Origin of the sequence: Paenibacillus anseongensis, assembly GCF_009757995.1 — a bacterium.
Lineage (GTDB): Bacteria > Bacillota > Bacilli > Paenibacillales > NBRC-103111 > Paenibacillus_E > Paenibacillus_E chondroitinus.
The window spans coordinates 1409557-1431032 of sequence record NZ_WSEM01000016.1 but is presented as its reverse complement, the minus strand read 5'-3'; the positions used below and the strand labels follow the sequence as shown (position 1 = coordinate 1431032).

The 21476-nt window shown below is 48.8% G+C and carries 23 protein-coding genes; 15 read left to right on the top strand and 8 right to left on the bottom strand.

Features of this window, described 5'->3' with window-relative positions:
* From iolE to GON05_RS22830, 10 genes are all read left to right on the top strand, one after another.
* Positions 1-909, top strand: coding sequence for a myo-inosose-2 dehydratase (gene iolE, locus GON05_RS22875; RefSeq protein ID WP_157322064.1), 909 nt, complete (start codon positions 1-3; stop codon positions 907-909).
* A 7-nt stretch (positions 910-916) separates the two neighbouring features.
* A complete protein-coding gene (iolC, locus tag GON05_RS22870) occupies positions 917-1927 on the top strand; it encodes a 5-dehydro-2-deoxygluconokinase (protein ID WP_157322063.1) in 1011 nt (336 codons plus the stop codon).
* A 42-nt stretch (positions 1928-1969) separates the two neighbouring features.
* The gene (locus GON05_RS22865) at positions 1970-3415 is read left to right on the top strand and encodes a CoA-acylating methylmalonate-semialdehyde dehydrogenase (protein ID WP_157322062.1); all 1446 of its coding nucleotides are present in this window, start codon (positions 1970-1972) and stop codon (positions 3413-3415) included.
* A gap of 43 nt (positions 3416-3458) precedes the next feature.
* Positions 3459-4337, top strand: coding sequence for a class II fructose-1,6-bisphosphate aldolase (gene fba, locus GON05_RS22860; protein ID WP_157322061.1), 879 nt, complete (start codon positions 3459-3461; stop codon positions 4335-4337).
* Positions 4334-5377 (top strand): inositol 2-dehydrogenase, encoded by a 1044-nt coding sequence (gene iolG / locus GON05_RS22855; protein WP_157322060.1) that lies wholly within the window; start codon positions 4334-4336, stop codon positions 5375-5377. Before fba ends, iolG begins: the two co-directional genes overlap by 4 nt.
* 23 nt (positions 5378-5400) lie before the next feature.
* Positions 5401-6219 carry a 5-deoxy-glucuronate isomerase gene (gene iolB, locus GON05_RS22850; RefSeq protein ID WP_157322058.1) on the top strand — a complete coding sequence of 273 codons (819 nt, stop codon included), beginning with the start codon at positions 5401-5403 and terminating at the stop codon, positions 6217-6219.
* A gap of 83 nt (positions 6220-6302) precedes the next feature.
* Positions 6303-7313 carry a LacI family DNA-binding transcriptional regulator gene (locus GON05_RS22845; RefSeq protein WP_157322056.1) on the top strand — a complete coding sequence of 337 codons (1011 nt, stop codon included), beginning with the start codon at positions 6303-6305 and terminating at the stop codon, positions 7311-7313.
* A gap of 116 nt (positions 7314-7429) precedes the next feature.
* On the top strand, positions 7430-8413 hold the full coding sequence (locus GON05_RS22840; RefSeq protein WP_157322055.1) for a formylglycine-generating enzyme family protein: 984 nt from the start codon (positions 7430-7432) through the stop codon (positions 8411-8413).
* Positions 8414-8447: 34 nt separating this feature from the next.
* Positions 8448-8618: a hypothetical protein gene (locus GON05_RS22835; protein ID WP_157322049.1), complete on the top strand. Its 171-nt coding sequence runs from the start codon at positions 8448-8450 to the stop codon at positions 8616-8618.
* A gap of 186 nt (positions 8619-8804) precedes the next feature.
* Complete coding sequence (locus GON05_RS22830) at positions 8805-9956, top strand: Gfo/Idh/MocA family protein (RefSeq protein ID WP_157322047.1); 1152 nt, start codon at positions 8805-8807, stop codon at positions 9954-9956.
* Between the two features lie 21 nt (positions 9957-9977).
* Here GON05_RS22830 and GON05_RS22825 read toward each other — a convergent pair whose 3' ends face one another.
* From GON05_RS22825 to GON05_RS22810, 5 genes are all read right to left on the bottom strand, one after another.
* Positions 9978-10853 (bottom strand): helix-turn-helix transcriptional regulator, encoded by an 876-nt coding sequence (locus tag GON05_RS22825; protein WP_157322045.1) that lies wholly within the window; start codon positions 10851-10853, stop codon positions 9978-9980.
* Between the two features lie 89 nt (positions 10854-10942).
* Positions 10943-11692, bottom strand: coding sequence for a hypothetical protein (locus GON05_RS22820; RefSeq protein ID WP_127450214.1), 750 nt, complete (start codon positions 11690-11692; stop codon positions 10943-10945).
* Positions 11693-11733: 41 nt separating this feature from the next.
* Complete coding sequence (locus tag GON05_RS38870; protein WP_164819425.1) at positions 11734-11910, bottom strand: hypothetical protein; 177 nt, start codon at positions 11908-11910, stop codon at positions 11734-11736.
* 168 nt (positions 11911-12078) lie between these two features.
* The gene (locus tag GON05_RS22815; protein ID WP_127450213.1) at positions 12079-12411 is read right to left on the bottom strand and encodes an S-Ena type endospore appendage; all 333 of its coding nucleotides are present in this window, start codon (positions 12409-12411) and stop codon (positions 12079-12081) included.
* Positions 12412-12542: 131 nt separating this feature from the next.
* Positions 12543-13109: an S-Ena type endospore appendage gene (locus GON05_RS22810; RefSeq protein ID WP_338114150.1), complete on the bottom strand. Its 567-nt coding sequence runs from the start codon at positions 13107-13109 to the stop codon at positions 12543-12545.
* 212 nt (positions 13110-13321) lie between these two features.
* Between GON05_RS22810 and GON05_RS22805 the strand changes: the two genes are divergently transcribed.
* The 3 genes from GON05_RS22805 to trhA all read left to right on the top strand — a co-directional run bounded on the left by GON05_RS22805 (position 13322) and on the right by trhA (position 15802).
* The gene (locus tag GON05_RS22805) at positions 13322-14416 is read left to right on the top strand and encodes a glycosyltransferase family 2 protein (RefSeq protein WP_157322040.1); all 1095 of its coding nucleotides are present in this window, start codon (positions 13322-13324) and stop codon (positions 14414-14416) included.
* Entirely contained in the window at positions 14413-15045 is a 633-nt protein-coding gene (locus tag GON05_RS22800) for a glycerol-3-phosphate acyltransferase (RefSeq protein ID WP_157322038.1), read from the top strand. The genes GON05_RS22805 and GON05_RS22800 overlap by 4 nt, the downstream gene beginning before the upstream one ends.
* 112 nt (positions 15046-15157) lie before the next feature.
* Positions 15158-15802 (top strand): PAQR family membrane homeostasis protein TrhA, encoded by a 645-nt coding sequence (gene trhA / locus GON05_RS22795; RefSeq protein ID WP_157322036.1) that lies wholly within the window; start codon positions 15158-15160, stop codon positions 15800-15802.
* Between the two features lie 25 nt (positions 15803-15827).
* Here trhA and GON05_RS22790 read toward each other — a convergent pair whose 3' ends face one another.
* Positions 15828-16721 carry an AraC family transcriptional regulator gene (locus tag GON05_RS22790; RefSeq protein WP_157322034.1) on the bottom strand — a complete coding sequence of 298 codons (894 nt, stop codon included), beginning with the start codon at positions 16719-16721 and terminating at the stop codon, positions 15828-15830.
* Positions 16722-16990: 269 nt separating this feature from the next.
* Here GON05_RS22790 and GON05_RS22785 point away from each other — a divergent pair, with 269 nt between their 5' ends.
* Positions 16991-17659 (top strand): HAD family hydrolase, encoded by a 669-nt coding sequence (locus tag GON05_RS22785; protein ID WP_157322032.1) that lies wholly within the window; start codon positions 16991-16993, stop codon positions 17657-17659.
* Between the two features lie 118 nt (positions 17660-17777).
* The gene (locus tag GON05_RS22780) at positions 17778-19187 is read left to right on the top strand and encodes a HEAT repeat domain-containing protein (protein ID WP_157322030.1); all 1410 of its coding nucleotides are present in this window, start codon (positions 17778-17780) and stop codon (positions 19185-19187) included.
* Positions 19188-19275: 88 nt separating this feature from the next.
* On the opposite strand, the gene GON05_RS22775 is transcribed toward GON05_RS22780, so the two are convergent.
* Complete coding sequence (locus GON05_RS22775) at positions 19276-20133, bottom strand: AraC family transcriptional regulator (protein WP_157322028.1); 858 nt, start codon at positions 20131-20133, stop codon at positions 19276-19278.
* A 59-nt stretch (positions 20134-20192) separates the two neighbouring features.
* Positions 20193-21461, bottom strand: coding sequence for a uracil permease (gene uraA, locus GON05_RS22770; protein ID WP_309491768.1), 1269 nt, complete (start codon positions 21459-21461; stop codon positions 20193-20195).
* Positions 21462-21476 lie beyond the last annotated feature (15 nt).

The following is a 21476-nucleotide window of genomic DNA, read 5'->3' as shown; positions in this document are numbered from 1 at the left end:
ATGGGAAAACAACCTTTTAAACTTGGCATACATCCAATTAACTGGGTTGGCGAAGATGTGAGAGAGCACGGTGCTGACACCACATTTGAGCAAATTGTTGACGACATTCAGGCTTTAGGGTTGACGGGAACCGAGATGGGACGGAAATATCCGACAGATCCGACCGTTCTAAAGGCTGAGCTTGCGAAGCGCGGCATTCAGCTGACATCGCAGTGGAAATCGGTGCTTTTTTCCGACCCGGCTTACCGCGAGGCGGAACTTGAAGCATACCGCAAACATGTGGAGTTTCTTCATGAGATGGGAAGCACCGTCATCTCCACTTGTGAAGTGGGAGGTTCACTGCACTTTGATCCGCGGCGTACGCCTAACGAGAAGGAAGTGCTGCGTTTCGATGAAGCAGCCTGGCGTTCGCTGGCAGAAGGTCTGAACGCAGCCGGAGCCATCGCTCAGGAATATGGCCTGAAGCTGACGTATCATCATCACGGCGGAACGGCTGTAGAACAGCCGGAAGAAATCGATCGCTTAATGGAGCTGACCGATCCGAATCTGGTGTACTTATTGTTTGATACAGGCCACGCGTATTATGGCGGAGCCGACCCGCTTGCGGTTTTGCGTAAGCATTACGATCGTATCGCATATATTCATTTAAAGGACATTCGGCAAGAAATACTCGACCAAGCTCGCGCATCGAACGCCGATTTCGTGACGTGCATTCGGCAAGGCGTGTTCACGGTACCGGGTGACGGATGCCTGGATTTTGCTCCGATTTTCCGGGAACTGTTAGAACGTAACTACAGTGGTTGGGCGATGCTCGAAGGCGAGCAAGATCCTGCTGAACATCCAGCATACGAATACGCGAAGAAGTCACTTGATTTTATCCAAACGCTCATATCCCAAGAAAGCAGGTAGAGAAGCCATGACTTATGTATCTTTTCCGACGAATAAGCCGCTTGATTTTGTAGCTATTGGACGCTTGTGCATCGATTTGAATGCGAATGAAATTCATCGCCCCATGGAAGAAACGATGACGTTTACGAAATATGTCGGCGGATCGCCTGCGAATATCACGATTGGAATGTCGCGTTTAGGTCTGAATACGGCTTTCATCGGGAAAGTGGCTAACGATCAAATGGGCCGTTTTATTACCGATTATCTGCAGCGCAACAAAATTGACACTGCCGGTGTTGTAACGGATACAACTGGAGCCGTAACGGGGCTTGCTTTTACAGAGATTAAAAGTCCTACCGATTGCAGCATTCTGATGTACCGTGACAACGCAGCCGACCTGAAACTGACGCCTAACGAGGTGCAAGAAGAGCTGATCGCCCAGGCTAAGGTGCTGCTTATTTCCGGGACGGCGCTTGCCAAAAGCCCATCGCGAGAAGCCGTATTCCAAGCATTGAATTATGCCAAAAAGCACGGCGCCGTCATCGTCTTCGATCTGGATTATCGCCCTTATACATGGACATCACCGGAAGAAACGGCGGTTTATTACAACCTTGCCGCTGAAAAATGCGACATCATCCTCGGAACGCGTGAAGAGTTCGATATGATGGAATGTTTCGAAAATAACGAGTCCTCCGACGATAAAGTTACGGCTTCCAAGTGGTTTAACCATTCGGCGAAAATCGTCATTATCAAGCATGGGAAAGAAGGCTCTATCGCTTATACACAGGATGATGAGGGGCACCGGGCAAAAAGCTTCCCGGCCAAAGTCGTCAAAACCTTCGGAGCGGGAGATTCCTATGCTGCAGGATTCCTGTATGGCGTTATGCAAGGCTGGACGCTTGAAAAGAGCATGGAATTCGGAAGCGCGGCCGCATGTATCGTTATTTCCAGCCATAGCTGCTCGGATGCCATGCCGACCGTTAACCAAGTAGAAGATTATATCGAACGCTGCAATCGCAATGAAATTACTGCCTCATAGGCGATATTTAGAAACCAGGCAACTTTGAAAGGGGAAACCACAATGACACAAGTATTGAAAAACTTGATTGGCGGAGCATGGGTAGAATCCACTGCAACGCAGAATGAAGCCGTGATGAATCCGGCAACCGAAGAAATCATTGCTTATGTGCCGTTTTCAACAAAAGAGGATGTGAATCAAGCGGTTCAAGCGGCAAACACTGCTTTTAAAACATGGAGCGCTACACCTGTTCCGCGCAGAGCCCGCGTGCTGTTTAAGTACCAGCAGCTCCTGGTTGATCATTGGGAAGAACTGGCGCGCCTCGTAACCAAAGAAAACGGCAAAAGCTACACGGAAGCTTACGGTGAAGTGCTGCGCGGGATCGAGTGCGTCGAGTTCGCAGCGGGTGCGCCGAATCTGATGATGGGCAAGCAGCTTCCGGATATCGCAACGGGGCTGGAGTCCGGCATGTATCGCTATCCGGTTGGCGTTGTTGGCGGCATCACGCCTTTCAACTTCCCGATGATGGTGCCTTGCTGGATGTTCCCGCTGGCGATTGCTTGCGGCAATACGTTTGTTTTGAAGCCGTCCGAGCGGACGCCGCTGCTGGCTAATCGTTTGGCGGAGCTATTTATGGAAGCTGGCTTGCCGGAAGGTGTACTGAACATCGTTCATGGCGCGCATGATGTAGTGAACGGCATTTTGGAGCATAAAGACATTAAGGCGGTTTCATTCGTAGGGTCACAGCCTGTTGCAGAATATGTGTATAAAACGGCTTCCGCACACGGGAAGCGGGTACAGGCGCTGGCTGGCGCCAAAAACCATTCCATCGTTCTGCCGGATGCGAACCTGGACCTGACGGTTAAAGAAATTATCAATGCTTCCTTTGGTTCTGCAGGCGAGCGTTGTATGGCATGTTCGGTAGTTGTCGCGGTGGGAGACGTAGGCGATAAGCTTGTAGAGAAGCTAGTGGAAGCTGCGGATAAAATTACGATCGGCAACGGCAACGAAGAAGGCATCTTCCTTGGCCCTGTCATTCGTGGACCGCATAAGGATCGTACGCTGCAATATATTCAGATCGGAGAGCAAGAGGGGGCTTTGCTGCTGCGCGATGGACGTAAAGATGTGGCTGCGGGCGGTGAAGGCTATTTCGTTGGGCCAACAATTTTTGACAATGTGCAGTGTGATATGAAAATTTGGAAAGACGAAATTTTTGCCCCTGTGCTTTCTATTGTGCGGGTAGATTCCCTAGAAGAAGCGATCGATTTGGCTAATCGTTCGGATTTTGCGAATGGCGCTTGTATCTTCACGGATAGCGGAAGCGCTGTAAGACAATTCCGGGATACGATTGATGCCGGCATGCTCGGTGTTAACCTTGGCGTACCCGCGCCAATGGCGTTCTTCCCTTTCTCGGGATGGAAGAAATCTTTCTACGGGGATCTGCATGCGAACGGCACGGATGGCGTTGAATTTTATACACGGAAGAAAATGGTGACCGCACGCTGGTAATGTAGGAAGAAAACGTGATGGAGACAGAGAAGGAGTGGAAGGTATGGCGCTGGTTTCGATGAAAGACATGCTGCAAAAGGCGCTTGAAGAGCAGTATGCCGTTGGACAATTTAATTTGAACAACCTGGAATTTACTCAGGCAATTCTGCAAGCGGCCCAGGAAGAGAAGGCACCCGTCATTCTCGGTGTCAGCGAGCCTTATATTCCTTACATGGGCGGGCTTCCCTGCATTGTAGGAATGGTCAATGCGCTCATCGAGCATTACGGAATTACGGTGCCGGTTGCCCTTCACCTGGATCATGGCACAACTTATGAGGTGTGTGTACGGGCGATTCATGCCGGGTTTACCTCTGTGATGATCGATGCCTCGCACCACACATTGGAGGCGAACATTGAAGTGACACAGCGGGTCACTCAGATGGCTCATGTCCTTGGGGCAACCGTTGAAGCAGAGCTTGGAAGAATCACGGGACGCGAGGACGACTTGGTGGTTGATGAAGCCGAGGGGATGTATGCCGTGCCGGAGGATTGCGTCAAGCTGGTATACGAGACCGGGATTGACTGCTTGGCGCCTGCGCTAGGTTCCGTGCATGGGCCCTACCGGGGGCAGCCTAAATTAGGCTTTGACCGCATGGGCGAAATTCAGCGACTCACGGGTCTGCCGCTTGTTCTGCACGGCGGCAGCGGCCTGCCAGAGAGCGAAATTCGGCAAGCGATTGCTTTGGGGACTTCTAAAATCAATGTCAATACAGATAACCAATCGGCCTGTACAGCAGCGATTCGCAGCTATTTACAAGAGCATCCGGAAGCTTACGATCCGCGTAATTATTTGATCCCGGCGCGGGAAGCGATCAAGGCTTCTGTGAAGGCGAAAATTCGTTTGTTTGGCAGCGATGGAAAAGCGGGAGGACATGCACAATGAAGAAGATCAGAGTTGGCATCATCGGAGCGGGACGAATTGGAAAAATTCATACAGATAATTTGTTGAAATTGCCTCAGGTAGAAGTTATTGCGGTAAGTGATTTATTTGCCGGAGAGGAACTTACAGCTTGGGCAGCGGAAAGAGGCATCGACCAAGTCGTACAGGACAGCCAGGTGCTGATCGCCAATCCCGACATTGACGCTGTGTTTATTTGCTCGTCGACGGATACACACGTACCTTTGATTAAGCAGGCGGCGAAAGCAGGCAAACATATTTTCTGCGAGAAGCCGGTTTCCATGGACATTACGCAAACGGAAGAAGCGCTGGAAGTGGTGCGTCAAGCCGGCGTTCAGCTGCAAATCGGATTTAACCGCCGGTTCGATCATAACTTCAAACGTGTGCGCGAGCACGTGCAGAGCGGAACGATTGGAGATCCTCACATCGTGAAAATTACATCGCGCGATCCGAATCCTCCGCATCCGGATTACATTAAGGTTTCCGGCGGCATTTTCATGGATATGATGATCCATGACTTTGATATGGCCAGGTTCGTAACCGGCAGCGAAGTGGAAGAGGTGTATGCACAAGGGAATGTGCTGATCAATCCGGTTTTCGCTGAGCATGGCGATGTGGATACGGCGATTGTGACGCTTCGTTTCGCAAACGGTGCGCTTGGCGTCATCGATAACAGCCGCCAGGCTGTATACGGTTACGATCAGCGAGTAGAAGTATTCGGCTCCAAAGGCAGCGTCGCTGTGACCAATGATCATCCGAATACGGCGGAAATTGCCACAGCCGAAGGCATTATGCGGGATAAACCGCTGCATTTCTTCTTGGAACGCTACAATGCAGCCTATATCCTTGAGACACAGATGTTCATTGATAGCCTAGTGAACGGTCATCCCCTCCCGGTTGAAGGCTTTGACGGACTGCAAGCAGAACGCATCGCCTTGGCTGCGAAGTTCTCTCGAGAGTTGCAGCGTCCGGTAAAAATCAGTGAAATCAGCGAGCTGTTGTCGCAGCAGTCAGTAGCTCAATAATGCAGTAGGGAGGCAGGGATAACATGTCGGATTCCAATCTGATCGTTAAAGCCCATGAGGCAGATAAAGAGGGGGTCGTCCTCACGGTCACTCCCGAGTCTGCAGGGTGGGAGTATGTAGGGTTTCAAGTTGTTAAGCTGGCCGAAGGCCAGGTTCTGCGTCGTGAAACAGGCAGCAATGAAATCTGCCTGGTCCTTTTAAGCGGGAAAGCGGACGTTTCCACCAAGCTCCAATCGTGGCAAGGAATCGGGGAGCGGATGAGCGTTTTTGAGAAAATCGCTCCTTATTCGGTGTATGTGCCGAATGAAGATGCGTACGAAGTTAAGGCTCTTACAGACGTGGAGTTGGCGGTATGCGCCGCTCCCGGCTTTGGCACCTACCCGGCCCGTTTGATTGAACCGGCGCAGGTTGGCATCGAGGCTCGCGGATATGGCAATATCGAGCGTCGGATTCATAATATCCTCCCTGAACAGGAGTCAGCGGACAGCTTACTCGTTGTGGAGGTTTTTACCCCGGATGGACATTGGTCCAGCTACCCACCTCATAAGCATGACCGGGATTCGCTGCCCGATGAGTCACTGCTGGAGGAGACCTATTACTTCCATGTTCAGCCTGAGCAGGGCTTCGCCATTCAACGCGTGTATACGGATGACCGATCTTTGGATGAGACGCTCGTTGTTCGTGACGGTCAAACGGTGCTGGTGCCGAGAGGTTATCATCCGGTGTGTGCGCCGCCTGGGTACGAAGTGTATTACTTGAACGTCATGGCGGGGCCTACGCGGACGTGGAAGTTCCATAATGATCCCGATCATGCTTGGCTCATGACCAAACCTCGCGAATAACGGCTGTACGACCGGGTTGCAACTTGGATGCCTTCTAAGCATAATAGAGACTAATGTGGAAGAAACAACGATGGGAGAAGCAAATGAAGGCAACCATATATGATGTAGCCCGTGAAGCCGGTGTATCGATTGCGGCCGTTTCGCAGGTAATCAACGGAAAAGGTAAAATCAGCGAGGAGCGCCGCAACGAAATTTTTCTCGTGATGGAACGGTTAAATTATCGACCGAGCGTTATAGCCGCAGCTTTGACTGGCAAAAAGACATACACTCTCGGGCTGCTGGTCCCCGATATTTCAAATCCTTTTTTTGCTGAAATCGCGCATGCGGTTGAAGATCAAGGACATAAGCTTGGCTATAGCATTGTCATTTGTTCAACGCATAACGAAGACGAGCGAATTGAGCGGTATTTAACGCTGCTGCAGCAAAAAAGCGTGGACGGCATGATCATCGGTACCGGAATGGATAATTTGGAACTTTTATCGCCTTTGGTCGATAAGTCGATTCCCATTGTTTCCATAGCCAGGGAGATGGCAAGTCCCTATGTACAAACCGTGCATGTAGGTGACTTCGAAGGAGGCAAATTAGCTGCGCAGCATTTGCTTGAGCTTGGACATACCCGGATTGCTGTGTTAGCCGAGCATCTGAAGGTCAGTTCTTCCCGCGAGCGCATTCGCGGGTTCCGTGAAGCGCTGGCGGGCGCGGGGCTCGAACTGCCGGACGCCTCGGTGAAGTCCGGCGGCTACGATCTGCTTCGCGACGGCAAGCGCCAAACGATGGAGCTGCTCCAGCAGGAGGGGCGTCCTTCGGCGCTCTTCTGCTGTAACGATCTGCTCGCCATTGGCGCGCTGCAAGCGGCCAAAGCATTGGGTCTGCGCGTGCCGGAGGACGTGTCGATCGTCGGCTTCGACGATACGATTTTGGCTTCGGTCACAGACCCGCCTTTGACGACGATCGCCCAGCCGATCGAGGCGATGGGGAAGCTGGCGGTTGATCTTGTGATCGCGCAACTCGCGAACAAGGCGGACGCCAAGCCGGAGCAAGTGCTTAAACCGGAGCTCGTTGTGCGCAAATCTACCGGAGCGGTAAGCAAGTAAACACGCAGGGACCAGTCGACGATTGTCGAATGGTCCTTTCTTGTTTACTTGGAAGGTGATATTCTTGTCTTATAACGTTGTTTTGGCATTCATTATAAAATGGGGGGGAGATTTTTATGGAAGCTAATAAGTCCTGTTGTTCAGCAAGTCGAGATTCAGCTACACAAGCTCACTCCGACGCTCCGACACCTGTTCAGGCTCAGACTCAAGCAGTTGAACCTAACGATCGTCAAGTTTCGGACAAGTCCGGCATGATCTATCTGGAGGGGGGCACGTTCCTGATGGGGACGGACGACCAAGAGGGCTTCCCAGCCGATGGTGAAGGACCGGTACGAGAGGTGACCATCAAGCCTTTTTACATAGATCCATGTACGGTAAGCAATGCGGAATTCAAGCAATTTGTTGATCAAACGGGGTATCGCACCGAAGCGGAGTCGTTTGGTTGGTCGTTTGTTTTTCATCTGTTTGTCTCCGAAGCCACAGCTCAAAAGGTGAAATCCGCTGTGCAGCAAACACCGTGGTGGTGGGTTGTCGAGGGAGCCGATTGGCAGCATCCAGAAGGGCCGGACTCCAATGTGGAAGACAGATGGGATCATCCAGTCATTCATGTGTCCTATCAAGATGCGCTAGCTTATTGCAAATGGTCGGGCAAACGACTTCCTACAGAAGCTGAATGGGAGTATGCTGCTCGAGGCGGTTTGGTGCAAAAACGCTATCCCTGGGGCGATGAACTGAAGCCGGGCGGACAGCATAGATGCAACATTTGGCAGGGGAAATTCCCAATTAAGAATAACGCAAGCGACGGTTATGCAGGCACCGCGCCGGTTCGAGCATTCGAGCCTAATGGCTACGGATTGTATAATGTTTCGGGCAACGTTTGGGAATGGTGCTCGGACTGGTTCAGCCCGGATTATCATGTGAAAGCCAAACGAGTGAACCCGGCAGGGCCTCCGTCCGGTCAAGCCCGTGTGATGCGTGGAGGCTCCTATCTGTGCCACAAATCGTATTGCAACCGTTACCGGGTAGCTGCGCGAAGCAAGAACACACCGGACAGCTCGACAGGAAATATTGGATTCCGCTGCGCTTCGGATGCTGAATAGAGACGATGCTTCACGATAGGAGGTTCGGCTGACTGTGATCAAGTGTAGACATTGTTTCAAAATGACAGATCTTCAATTGCAGAAATGTACGCATTGCGGAGTGGTGCTCGGTTATTCCGTCGCTGAGAAATTCGATCTAATGGCTGAATCGGTTGAGCATGCACTGAAAAAGGAATTGGAAGCGAGAAGAAAGCTGAAGCATTGAAGCGTTTAAAGGAAATAGTCACATGAAAGGTCGCCTACAGGGCGGCCTTTTTGGCTTAGTAGATCATCACGTTAGAATTGTCCGCTGTCCAACCGCAAAATAGTCGTATTTTTGCACAAGATGTGTGCACATTTTGCAGGCGAATATTGGTAAGCTTGAACCAATAAGCTGAAGGAGGAAATAAGCATGCTCAAAGTAGCTATTATTGGTGCAGGAGCTATATCGAATGCACATATCGAAGCCTATTTGAAATTTCCGGAGCGCTGCCAAATTGTGGCGATTAGTGATATCTATGTGGACAAGGCGCAGGAACGTATTGACCAACATGGGCTGAATGCCAAGGCTGTCAAGGATTATAAAGAATTGCTCACGGGGGAGATTGACCTCGTTTCCATTTGTACACCACCGTATACGCATGCTTCATTGGCTGTTGAATTTATGGAGGCTAACACGCATGTCATGGTGGAGAAGCCGATGGCATCTTCGCTCGAAGAGTGCGATACGATGAATGAAGTGTCGCAGCGCACAGGCAAGCTGTTGTCCGTTGTGGCTCAAAATCGGTTCAAAACGCCGATGATGAAAATGAAGTCTGTCCTGGAAAGCGGACTCATGGGGAATATTTTGCACGTGCAGGTCGATTCGTTCTGGTGGCGCGGTCATTCGTATTATGATCTCTGGTGGCGGGGCACATGGGAAAAAGAAGGCGGCGGCCCGACACTGAACCACGCTGTGCATCATATCGATGCGCTGCTGTGGATGATGGGCAGCCCGAGTGAAGTGCAGGCATTCATGAGCAATGTTGCACATGATAATGCTGAAGTGGAGGATCTTTCGATCGGTATGCTGCGCTACGCAAATGGATCGCTCGGTCAATTGACCTCTTCTGTTGTTCATCACGGGGAGGAGCAGCAGTTGATTTTCCAAGGCGCTAAAGCACGCGTCTCCACACCTTGGAAGGTGAAAGCATCCAACTCGAAAGCGAACGGTTTCCCTGAGCCGAATCCAGCATTGGAGTCACAGCTGCAGGCTTTCTATGATGCCCTGCCAGACGTTGTGCATGAGGGCCATGCGGGCCAAATCGATAATGTGCTTACCGCCATTGAGACAGGAGCGCCTCTCTTAATTGATGGGAGCAGCGGCAGACAAACACTTGAATTAATTACAGCTATTTATAAATCGGCGAGCACTGGACAATTGGTAAAATTCCCGATCGGCCCTGAGGATGCTTTCTATACCCGTGAAGGTGTTCAGGCGAATGCAACCCATTTCTATGAAAAAAATAAGTCGATCGAGAATTTTGCAACGACTGGCATCTCGACAGGAAGCAGCTACAAATAAGAATGCTGCTTGCCATGGCTGTCAGCGCTGCTTCTGCCATTGCAGGCGAAATTGATGGGGCGTGCTGCCCATACGGCTTTTAAACATTTTACAGAAGTAGGAACTGTTTGTAATCCCGATGTTTTCGGCGATTTGTGCAATCGACTGCTCGGTTGAAGTTAACAGCATGACAGCTTGCTGCATTCTACGTGCGGTCACATAATCGGAAATGCTGCTGCCTGTACATTCCTTGAATAGATGAGAGAGATGGTAAGGGGACAGGTGGAGCTCGCTAGCCATGTGCTCAAGTCGAAGCGGTTCCGTGTAGTGCCCTTCGAGCCAGCCGAGAATGCGCTCAGCCTGATGCTTATGGCGCGTGTGGCCGGAGTCGAACTGGACATCGCTTCGTTCCCATATTTGCCGCAAAGCTCGGAAAAAAGCAACGAGGAATAACGAGAATTCCTCCAGCTCATCTTTTTTCGCTAACGTCGGTATTTTCTCTTCCAGACTTGGAAAAAGGGAAAGCAGCGGCTCCGGCTCGCCAATTTGGTAGATGCATGGCGCAGGCAGCTTGCTAGTGTGCATTTGCTTGAAAAATGTAAGCAGCTTCGGCCATCTCTCAAAATAAGATTCATAGAGATAGGGCTCGAAGTGCACAATCGAGCGGATGAAAGGCGTGTCGGGACTCACTTGGATATGGTGCAGCTGATAGGGCTGGAAAACGCAAAGCATGCCGGCGGTAACCTCATAGCTTTGTTGATCTACAATCAGCGTGCCTTGCCCTTCGTGTACAAACAAAATCTCTACGCCTTGATGAGCATGAAACGTGCCATGAAACTGTTCGTTGCCGATCGTTTGACGGCGGTACGCAAAGTAAAGCGGGCTTTCGCTGAAGCTAAGATTCTGAATATACGTCATCTGAAGCACGTCCCTCTGCTGCCGCGGCAGCGTTAAAAGAGCTTAATCCCAGCTTGCTGAAGCTGATGGATTAAGCTTTTTTGGTTTTCTTATTCCGCCGTTACCTTTTGCATTTTGGCAGGATTGTTGATTTTGTAAGCTACAGGATGCTTGCTAAGCTTCTTGGCTACGATTTTGCACTCGAAGGTGACGGTATCTCCGACTTCGAGCTCAAGCTTTTTGAGCGTGTTGCTGTGACTGGACCAGGCTGTGCCGATTTCCATGGCGGGATCCGTGATGGAAACAGCCTCATAAATAATAACTTCATCATCATTATCGGAGAAGTTGTTAGGGACGGTTGTAAATTCCTGCACCGTAGCGATCATTTTAACTTTATCTTCAGGCAGCTCCAGCTTCGGCGCCTTTTCTTTTTTTGGTGCTTTTTCTTTCGGCTGCTTTGCTTTCGGAGCTTTCGCTTGTTCAGCTTCCTGCTCGACAGGAGCGGCGTTGTCTTCTACAGCAACGGGAGCTTCGGCTTCAGACTCTGCCGCGTCAGTTCCAGTCGTCTCGTCTGCAGCAGTCGTCAATCTTTGGCTGTAATTGGCTGCCTGCATCTCCTTCAGATAGGAGGGGTGAATGCAGTGCAGCTGTTTATTGTCGAATGCAATGACAGCGGTCATTTTATCTACCAAGCCGACGATGTCGCAAGACAAGTTCATGCCATTGTTTTTGTAGTAAAAGGTTTTCGTTTTGGCCGCTTTCTCAGAAAGCAAGCCCCATTCTTTACACTGCTCCAATTGTTCGGTTTCGTCTTCGAAGGTTGTGTAGGTTTCGGGCTGAATGGTGAATGCATGTACCATGTTCGTGCCGCCTTTCTATGTATTTATGGTAGAAGGTTCTTTTATTGTTCTAATCGGAAGTCATCCGTTTTCTCGCCGTCTTCCCATATTTCCACAAACAGGGCTTCGCTATTATCGAAATCAGCGGGCGTGAACGACAGCGCTTTCTCCTCGTCTGTGCCTACATAAACATTTTCCATTTCTTCGCCGTCGAAAGAGAGGATGACGTAAATTTTCATGTCAAAATGCCTCCAAATAAGTTGATATGGCTTATTATAACACAATCGTCCAAAAGTTCGCATGAGGTGGCTTTTTTAGTTGGCATGAAAAAAACAAGCTGCCTTCATGCCTTCCGGCAGCTTGTTTTTTGGTCGCAGTTATCCGAAGAGATGAAGTGTATGGCGAAACTAGTAGTGAAGAGAAAGACCGTATTCTCCTGCAGCTGAAGACGTGTTATTCAGGAGAGCTACAAAACCAATGTCGCCGTAAGTTCTTGTAAATGTACTGCCCACTGGCACCGTAAATGAATCAATTGACGCTCCAATGGAGTTGCGAACGGTCACATCTACGTTCCCTCCACTTATGGCTCTCACAATAACAGAACCGCTAATTGGCAGTGGGGGAATTGCTGGAGCTGAAGAATCAATCGCGTAGACGGTTAATGACATGCCGGCAGTCAATAAAAACGTTCCGCAAATATCGTCATTGAAAGACTCCCTGTTGTTGCATAGACAAGGCATACAATCATCTCCTACGGGTCTGAGTTTTGAAAGTCATTACCTTACTATTAATGCAACAGGTTTATGGTTGGTATAGATACTAACATAGCAACTTGTCTATATTCAGAAATATGTTCATATACCTAGCAACTCTATGATGTACAGGTGATTTGTTCCGTTTCTTCTTTTACTAGATAAATTTCTTCTTTAGGCGGGGTGTCACAAATGATCTGCGGCCGAGGCTTAACGACGGTTATTTTCTTCTTAGGACGCTTACGTTTTTTTATCGTATAAAAATAATGTGCGGTGATAGAGTATTGGCCAACGCTTTTAATCTCTGCTGAACTTGAGGAGCTTATTTCTAGGCTTGCGACAGCACCCAATGTAATGGATTTCGTTTGATTAAGCTCCGTTAGTGTAAACAAGGTGCGATTGGAAATCCCATCCCCTTTTGTATCAGCTTTCACCGTTAACGTACAATGCGGACTCTGGTTCCGTACCGTAATCGTTCCAAAGGGAAGATTGCGCCCCGTATTGGCTGTCCGCCAATATTGCACGCTTTCGCCATTGCTTGCTTGTGAAATACTGCCGCAGATTTCATCCGTGACGAGTCGTTTTTGAAGTGGAGATGCTTTCCTCTTTCTACAGATGAATCTTTTCGTTCGGCAAATTTTGCATGATTTTCTAACATGTCTTTTATGACATGGCAAAGAAACCACCTCCTATCCTATACACCAATCTATGGATAAAGCCCCGGAGATGGTTGGACGACTTGACTAATGAATACATCCATGTTTGTTTCCAGTACCTATCGCACTGGCTTAAATTCACGCCAAAGTTCATATACTTCAATACAAGCTCGAACGCCAGAGTAGAGCAGGGAGTTACTTAGCAAACGGCTGCGGGGAATCGGATTGAGGGGGTTACTAGGATGTTGGTTGCAGTTATTTGCGTAGTCGGGTGTCTTTGCGGGTTTATACTGTTCAGGAAAAATGTGCTTCGGCCAGGTTATGTGCCAGGTGCAGATCAAGTGAAGCTGTCCGTCATTATTCCAGCTAGAAACGAAGCGTGCAATTTACCTCATCTGCTCCATGCGCTCAAAATACAAACCCTGGAACCCTTTGAAATTATCGTCGTAGACGATTTTTCGGAGGATGACACGAGGGAGATCGCGGAGAGTTACGGCGTTACCGTTATCTCCAATCCCAGCCTTCCAGAGGGGTGGACCGGCAAAAATTGGGCCGTATGGAACGGCTACTTACAGTCCTCTGGGAATATGATCGCCTTTCTTGACGCCGACATTCGATTAGTGCCACGCGCACTGGAAATATTAATCATGGCTAGGCAGCAAGCCGGAGGCGTTATCTCGGTCGTGCCATTTCACTACACGGTAAGTTTCGGTGAAAGGCTGGCTCTCATTTTTAACTTCTTAGGGGTGTTTGCTTTCACCTCACCCATTGAGAAAGACAGTCCGAATAAGGGGCTGTATGGTTCCTGTATTTTAACAACTAGAGCAGATTACGAAACCATTAAAGGTCACGAGAGCGTCAAAGGGGAAATGTTGGACGACTTGAACCTCGGAGCCGCCTTTCGCAAAGCAGGTATCCAAGTGACGAATTTCATTGGTTATGGTCTCGTATCCTTCCGTATGTATGCGCAGGGGATGAGAAGTCGAATTCAAGGCTTTGGTAAAGGGGCCGCTCTCGGAACATCCAAACTGAAAGGTGGGACTATCGCGCTTATTGCCCTGTGGGTAATCGGTCTCGTTGCCTCCGAAACATTCTTTTTATTTTTGAACACGTCCTGGTGGCTCCCTTTATTTATGGGCTATTTGATCTACATGATGCAGCTGTTTTATTTTGTCAGGTATGTGGGGAAGTTTGGTGTCATTATGCCCATTTTACATATTTTTTCAACGATTTTTATGATTGTTGTTATGCTGTATTCCGTTTATCAAGTGGTGTTTCTGGGCCATGTAGCGTGGAAAGGAAGAAATGTCAAAGTAGGAAGCAGGCGGGAGCTATGACCATCGTATGGACGGCTTGCGCTTTTTTATCAGGCGCTCTGATGTTTTCTTATTGGCTTGGACTCCTGGCCAGACATAATCTCAAACATGTTGGCGATGGCAATCCAGGGGCATTAAACTTGTGGAGAGCAGCGGGTTATCGGACCGGGCTTGTGGGCATTATTCTCGACTTTTTAAAAGGGTACCTGGTGCTGGTTTGGATCTTGGGATTTAACTTGGACAATACGCGTATTCAAGGTTACGCATTAATTCCTGTTGCGCTGGCACCGATCGTAGGGCATGCTTTTTCGCCATTTCTCAAAGGGAAAGGCGGCAAAGCGATTGCCGTTACCTTCGGTGTTTGGAGCGCGCTGACGAAGTTTGAGGCTTCCCTTGCATTAGCGATCATATTGGCAGTTAGCGTAGCAATAACGAAGCTGGCGACACGAGGAAAGTCTATTTCCTCCTCGGCGGATGGCTTACAAGTGGTAATAGGCATGCTGCTTTTAGGTGTGTATTTGTATATAGGTGGCTATGTGGGAGCCATATTGTGGGTGTGGCTGGGGAATGTTGTGCTGATTGCGTATAAGCATCGGAAGGAGCTTGCCTTTTATTTGACAAAAAAGCAGCCCAAGCCAGGCGGTGAGTAGATGCTGTCAGCAGGCAGCCGGTAAGGAAAAAGGGGTCACGACGATCTGATTACATACTAGTCCCGACTAAGGGTAAAACTAGGAAACAATCAGAGAGGAGTGACCCCTTCGCATGGATGAAAGCTTTCGTTTAAAAGAGGAACGCCTAAACGCTTTAAGCCACGGAATCGGCGCGGCGCTAAGCGCCTTCGGTCTTGTGCTGCTCCTTCAGCGAGCCGCCTTGTTCGAGGATTTTGCTTATACAATTAGCAATACGATTTACGGCTTATCCTTTTGCTTGGTGTACCTGTCCTCAACACTCCTGCATTGCTCACGTTCGCGCAAGTGGGGGGAGCGTTTCGAAATGCTGGATCATGCGGCTATTTTCATCGCCATTGCGGGTTCTTACACACCATTTTTGATGATTACTCTTCAGGGCACGTTAGGCTACTCTATGCTGCTGCTGGTCTGGGTCCTTGCTTTGGGAGGTGTTCGCTATATTAAGTTTATCATTCGGCGATTTATCCCTTGGGGTCTGCTCCTCTACTTGCTGCTGGCCGGTTTCATGGCTTCGTTGATTGCTCCACTACAGGAAAGGCTTCCTCTAATGGCTATTACTTGGATCGTCACTGGCGTTATTCTGTACAGTATCGGATTATTATTTTTTCTATGGCGGAAATTGCGCTATCATCATCTGGTCTGGCATGTGTTCGTTGTTGCGGGAAGCAGTTGCCATTTCATTGCCGTCTACGCGTACGTGATGCCCGCTGTACTTTAATTTACGGATGATATGCCTTGAAAAATCAAGTAGACAACAGTCTCCTCCGAACTTCTGAAGGCGGATAACTCTTATATTTTTTATAAAGCTTTGTAAAATAGTTCGCGTTCCCACAGCCGATGCTTTCGGCAATCTCGGTTACGGTCCATTCCGTTTCACGCAGCAAACGATCCGCTTCGTTAATGCGCAGCCAATTGACAAAATCTACAAAAGTTCGTCCGGTCAGCTTCTTAAACGTTTTGCAAAAATGGTACGGATTGAGGTTGACCATCCTCGCAGCTTGATCAACGGAGAGCGGCTCTGCAAGATGAGCCTCAATGTGCTGAATTAACGGCTTAAATGACTCGGAATGCCGCAGAGGAGCGGGTTTATCCACGAACTTGTCCGGCAGAAATTGTCTGGAGAGCAACGCGAAAAGCAGATGAAAATTATGCTTAATGATAAGCTCGTAGGCCGCGGCCGCGTGCTCAAACTCATAGGTTGATTCACGAAGGAGCCTCCGGAATGGGGCTCCTTGTTCGTCGTTTGCGCCAATTTTAGCAGGCAGTTGCGCGCGTCCATCCAAGAAAGGCAGCATGTACCGCTCGTAGACAGGATCGGGATGCAGCATGCGGAGCAGAGAAGCGTTGAAGACAACGGCTACGAACTCCACATCTTCGTCGGAGGCATTATAGCCGACATGCAGCGCCCCGGCAGGGACGAACAGCAGGTCGCCGGCGCTCGCCTCGTAAGGGCGGCTATCGATATGAAATTGTGCTTTGCCTGCCTGCATATCAATGATTTCGAAGTGCTCATGCCAATGGAGATATAAAATATTGTCGTCCTTTTTGGCCGCCCGAGATCGATTTCGGTAAAACCGAATCGGATAGTTGCTGTCCCAGAGAGGTGTTTTCTCCCTTAAATCTTGGGGATAAGTCATGCGCAGCCTCGCTTTCTAGTTGTCGGAGAAATAAGGTTATTTGAGCAAGATCAGATAGATTTATAGAATAAATTGCTGATTGTGATAAGATTGTGCCTTCATTTTAGAGCAAGATTGGTGTGGTTTCAAGAGTAGAAAGGATTTGGGTCTATCTGAGAGAATAAGTACTCATCAAGGTACTTAGGAGGTAAATATGAACAATTTATTGGATGTTGAGAAACAGCTGGAGCTTTCTTGGCTGAATAAGCCAGAGCAGTGGGGGTTTACAGATGAAGGCTAAACCAGAGAGCCCCTTTGGCCTTAAAGCCATTATTTTTGACTTCGACGGTTTAATTATGGATACAGAAACTCCTTGGTACTACGCTTTTAAAGACATTTATCAGGAACACGGAGTTGAGCTTTCACTTGAACTTTGGTGTAAAAATGTAGGAACTACTTTTGATGAGTTTAATCCTTATGTTTATCTGGAGACCTCTATCCAAAAGCCTTTGGATCATGAGTTTATCAAACAGCTGTCTCACGAGAAGTATACTGTCTATTTAGGAGAAGCGAAGCTGCTTCCCGGTGTGCTTCATTTATTGGAAGCAGCCAAGTCGAGAAGTCTGCGAATCGGATTAGCGTCTAGTTCAACACGTGCTTGGGTTCACAAATACTTGAAGGAACAAGGAATCTTCTCTTATTTTGATGTGATTCATACAGCTGATGATGTCAAGCGGGTGAAGCCTGATCCTGAGTTGTATACATTGACGCTGGAAAAGCTTGGCGTAGCAGCCGGGGAGGCTCTCGTCTTTGAAGATTCACCTAATGGGTTGAAGGCCGCCAAGGCAGCTGGTATCCGATGCGTAATCGTGCCGAATGATGTTACACGGAACTTGGAATTTATCGCACATGATTTGAGAGTTGCTTCCCTGGATGAAATCGATTTGGGTGCATTTTAAGTGGCTATCTTAGTTTTGTGCTAGCTCTGATTAAGAATGTCTATTAAGTATCTCATTTGATTTTTCTATAATAAGGGTAAGGTTACAGCATTCAAAACACGCCAAGGAGGCAGGAACAATGCAGGAGAAACAACCTTTACTTTTGACAGATGAGCAAATGAGAGAATTTATTACGAATGGGTGTCTAATTCTTAAAACGGATTTTTCCCATGCGTTTCATGACAATCTGCTTGAGCAATTAAATACGGTGTATGCGGAAGAGGGGAATCCTGGAAATAACTTGCTGCCGCGTATCCGAGAGCTGCAAAAAGTATTTGACCATCCCGTTGTTACTGGCGCATTAACGAGTGTGTTAGGTCCAAATTATATGATGCATGCGCACAGACATGGGCATTTCAATGCGCTACCTACTGCTGGCGGCTGGCATAAAGACAGCTATTGGGGTTATGACCGCGTGCGCAATCATCACCCGAACTGGGCAATGATTATGTATTTCCCGCAGGATACACCGGTAGATTTGGGGCCGACAGGCATTATGCCAGGCACGCAAAATCACCAGAAGCGGGCATTCGAAGCGAATGAGCATCCGGCTGAAGTTTTGGCAAGCGGCGAGGCAGGCACTTTCGCGTTGATCCATTATGATATCTGGCACCGTTCCACTCCGAACATTCTTGGAAAACCGCGTTATATGTTGAAGTTTGAGTTCATGCGTACCGAGCTGCCTAAACAGCCAAGCTGGAATAATCAAGAGCGCGAATGGAAGAAGCCTGCGAACCTGCTTGCACCGCTTGCTGCGCACGACTTGATGTGGGAAGAGACTTGGAACTGGTTATCCGGCGAACTCTGCTCCTTGGCAGGAACGGCTTCGTCCGAACCGCAGGAAGTTCAGGAGTTGGCGGGGAAATTGAGCGGTGATGAAACGATCGCCATCAATGCTTCTTATGATCTTGCACGTAGAGGGCAGGCTGGCGTGAATGCTCTGCTGGATGGACTCCGCAGCGATGATGTTCATGTATCGCGAATCTCTGCGTATGGTTTAGCTGTTGCTGGAAGCGAAGCGGTTGACGGGTTGATCGCTGCCCTGAACCATGAGAATGTAAATACAGTAACACACGCTGTGTTTGCGCTGGGCGAATTGAGCGGGATAGCAGCCAAAGCGGTTCCGGCTCTTACAGAGCTGCTTGATCACCCGGAGGACAAAATCCGCAGCGCGGTTGTTGATGCGCTCGGTTTTATGAACTCGCCTGTAGAGGATGTCGTTGCCAGCTTAACCCGCGGTCTTCAAGATCAGAACGCGCAAGTGCGCTTCATGTCCAGCTTATCCTTGTCCCGTCTGGGCGCTTCGGCAGAATCGGCTGTTCCGCAATTGGAAATTGCGCTGGACGACGAGAACCGATACGTTCGTGCACATGCTGCGGAAACGCTCCATTACATCGGCACAGATCGGGCCAAAAATTCGCTGATCCGCTTCCTGCTGAACAACCGCTGGTGCTCCACGACGACAAAGGCGAATGCCTTTTATCCGTAAGCGGCAAGAAATTGCATAGGCACGTTGATATACGAAGAGGCCGTCTCTCAACCATATTTCATGGTTTGGAGACGGCCTCGTTTTTTATTTATGGGTTATTTTCAATCGTTTTTGGTCTCAAATCACGGAAAGCCGTAGGCTTAAACCCGGTCTGCTCTCGGAACATACGGGAAAAATACGATAATTCCATCCCTAACGCGTCAGCGATTTGCGAAACGTTCAATTCTGTCGTCATCAGCAAATCTTTGGCTTTTTCGGAACGCAGATGATTCATGTATTGGATAGGCGAGTAGCCCGTGAATTGCTTGAAAGCATTGATAAAATAATTAGGATGGTAATGCGCAATGCGAGAAAGTGTATCCACGGACACATTTTCGGCAATATGCTGTTCCATGTACAGCAAAACTTTGTTCATTTTTTCAAACGTAGGCGTGGAGGTCAGGTTCAGCTTGACGGATTGATTTTGCTCAATAAAATCGGCAATAAACGTCATCAGAATTGAGTACGCTCGAAACTCTGAGGTGATGCTGTCGCTCTGGCTGTAAGCAATCAATTGCTCGAAAGCTTTCACGAGCTCTTCCGGATTCTGAACTTTCAAGCAAGGCGAGGTTTGCAAAATTTGAAACAAATCCAAATCTCCGATTTTGGCCGAAAAATGGCACCAATACTTGCCGAACGTATTGTCGCTTATCGTGCCATAAGCCTGGTCGCTTCCGGCTGGCAGCAAATACAGCTCCCCGGGTTTCGGGTAGTAAGTCTGACCTCCGATCCTGACATAGCCTTCACCTTCGCGGATAAAATAAAGTCGGTTAAACGGACAGGCGGGATTCTCATCAGTCCAGGATTTTTGGACTTTGGTATAGGCCGCGTAGGATAGATCCAACTTCGCCTTGGCGAGATATTTCTTCCAGAACGTGCGTTCGCTATCGTTCATTGCGTTCTTCATAGCCTATATTCCTTTCACGAATATTCGGGCATTTTATGAAATCCTCTCATGAAGCTTAATTACTCGTTCGTTAATTTTAGCTTATCCAGCAGTTTGAAAAACAGGCTAAGCACAATAGCAACGATCGTGGCCAACGCCATACCCTTCAATTCAAAATTCCCCAGCTTCAACGTTGCACCGCTAAGGCCGATGACAAGAACCGTCGTTGTCAGAATCAGATTCATCGGTTTGGAATAATCCACTTTCGTCTCTACGAGCATCCGAATACCGGAAGCAGCGATAATACCGAACAGCAGCAAGGAAACGCCTCCCATGACAGCTGTAGGAATCGTTTGAATCAAGGCTGAGATTTTCCCCACAAAAGAAAGCACAATCGCCAGGATCGCAGCTCCGCCAATGACCCAAACCGAGTACACACGGCTGATCGCCATGACGCCGATGTTTTCACCGTACGTTGTATTTGGCGTGGAACCAACCAAGGAAGACAACATCGTTGAGATCCCGTTTCCGAGTAAAGATTTGCTTAGACCCGGGTCTTTGGATAAATCTTTGCCCACCATATTGCTGGTTACGATTAAGTGGCCGATATGCTCTGCAATGACAACAAGTGCCGCAGGGGCAATGATTAATATACTGGCTAAATCAAACGTTGGTGAGTAGAAAGTAGGAAGCTGAAGCCATTGAGCGGCATTTAAAGTTTCTTGAATATGTACTAAACCAAGCAATGCGGCAAGTACGTACCCCAAGATGATAGCTACAAGAATAGGGATAACCTTCAATAGTCCTCGAAATACGATGGAACCAACCACGCCTACTAAAAAAGTGAAAATAGAAACCGTGATCACGGTCATATCGGGAACCCAAGCTTCCTTGGCATCGGCAGGAGCGATAATGCCGGCCATTGACGCTGCTGTGGGCACTAACTCCAGCCCGATAACGGACACGATTGCGCCCATCGCGGCAGGCGGGAAGACAACGTCAATCCAGCGTGTTCCCACGAAGCGAATCAATAAAGCGATAATCGTAAAGATCAGTCCCACGACGAGAAAACCGCCGAGTGCCGCACTATAGCCTTTTTGACCTAGGACGACGAAAACAGGCGAAAGGAAAGCGAAGCTGGACCCCAGGAAAGCGGGAATTTTGCCTTTTGTGATAAAAATATAAAGCAGGGTGCCGATCCCATTCATCAACAATATCGTAGCCGGATCGACATGGAAGAGAATCGGTACAAGCACGGTGGAGCCAAACATCGCAAATAAATGCTGCAAACTAAGGGGAATGCTTTCGCCTATGGAGGGGCGTTCATCAACTTGAATGATACGAGACACGGTAGTAACTCCCTT

Excerpts from the sequence above, each read along its gene's own strand:
- iolE (WP_157322064.1), top strand. The coding sequence starts at position 1 with ATGGGAAAACAACCTTTTAAACTTGGCATACATCCAATTAACTGGGTT.
- iolC (WP_157322063.1), top strand. The coding sequence starts at position 917 with ATGACTTATGTATCTTTTCCGACGAATAAGCCGCTTGATTTTGTAGCT.
- GON05_RS22865 (WP_157322062.1), top strand. The coding sequence starts at position 1,970 with ATGACACAAGTATTGAAAAACTTGATTGGCGGAGCATGGGTAGAATCC.
- fba (WP_157322061.1), top strand. The coding sequence starts at position 3,459 with ATGGCGCTGGTTTCGATGAAAGACATGCTGCAAAAGGCGCTTGAAGAG.
- iolG (WP_157322060.1), top strand. The coding sequence starts at position 4,334 with ATGAAGAAGATCAGAGTTGGCATCATCGGAGCGGGACGAATTGGAAAA.
- iolB (WP_157322058.1), top strand. The coding sequence starts at position 5,401 with ATGTCGGATTCCAATCTGATCGTTAAAGCCCATGAGGCAGATAAAGAG.
- GON05_RS22845 (WP_157322056.1), top strand. The coding sequence starts at position 6,303 with ATGAAGGCAACCATATATGATGTAGCCCGTGAAGCCGGTGTATCGATT.
- GON05_RS22840 (WP_157322055.1), top strand. The coding sequence starts at position 7,430 with ATGGAAGCTAATAAGTCCTGTTGTTCAGCAAGTCGAGATTCAGCTACA.
- GON05_RS22830 (WP_157322047.1), top strand. The coding sequence starts at position 8,805 with ATGCTCAAAGTAGCTATTATTGGTGCAGGAGCTATATCGAATGCACAT.
- GON05_RS22825 (WP_157322045.1), bottom strand. The coding sequence starts at position 10,853 with ATGACGTATATTCAGAATCTTAGCTTCAGCGAAAGCCCGCTTTACTTT.
- GON05_RS22820 (WP_127450214.1), bottom strand. The coding sequence starts at position 11,692 with ATGGTACATGCATTCACCATTCAGCCCGAAACCTACACAACCTTCGAA.
- GON05_RS38870 (WP_164819425.1), bottom strand. The coding sequence starts at position 11,910 with ATGAAAATTTACGTCATCCTCTCTTTCGACGGCGAAGAAATGGAAAAT.
- GON05_RS22815 (WP_127450213.1), bottom strand. The coding sequence starts at position 12,411 with ATGCCTTGTCTATGCAACAACAGGGAGTCTTTCAATGACGATATTTGC.
- GON05_RS22805 (WP_157322040.1), top strand. The coding sequence starts at position 13,322 with ATGTTGGTTGCAGTTATTTGCGTAGTCGGGTGTCTTTGCGGGTTTATA.
- GON05_RS22800 (WP_157322038.1), top strand. The coding sequence starts at position 14,413 with ATGACCATCGTATGGACGGCTTGCGCTTTTTTATCAGGCGCTCTGATG.
- trhA (WP_157322036.1), top strand. The coding sequence starts at position 15,158 with ATGGATGAAAGCTTTCGTTTAAAAGAGGAACGCCTAAACGCTTTAAGC.
- GON05_RS22790 (WP_157322034.1), bottom strand. The coding sequence starts at position 16,721 with ATGACTTATCCCCAAGATTTAAGGGAGAAAACACCTCTCTGGGACAGC.
- GON05_RS22785 (WP_157322032.1), top strand. The coding sequence starts at position 16,991 with ATGAAGGCTAAACCAGAGAGCCCCTTTGGCCTTAAAGCCATTATTTTT.
- GON05_RS22780 (WP_157322030.1), top strand. The coding sequence starts at position 17,778 with ATGCAGGAGAAACAACCTTTACTTTTGACAGATGAGCAAATGAGAGAA.
- GON05_RS22775 (WP_157322028.1), bottom strand. The coding sequence starts at position 20,133 with ATGAAGAACGCAATGAACGATAGCGAACGCACGTTCTGGAAGAAATAT.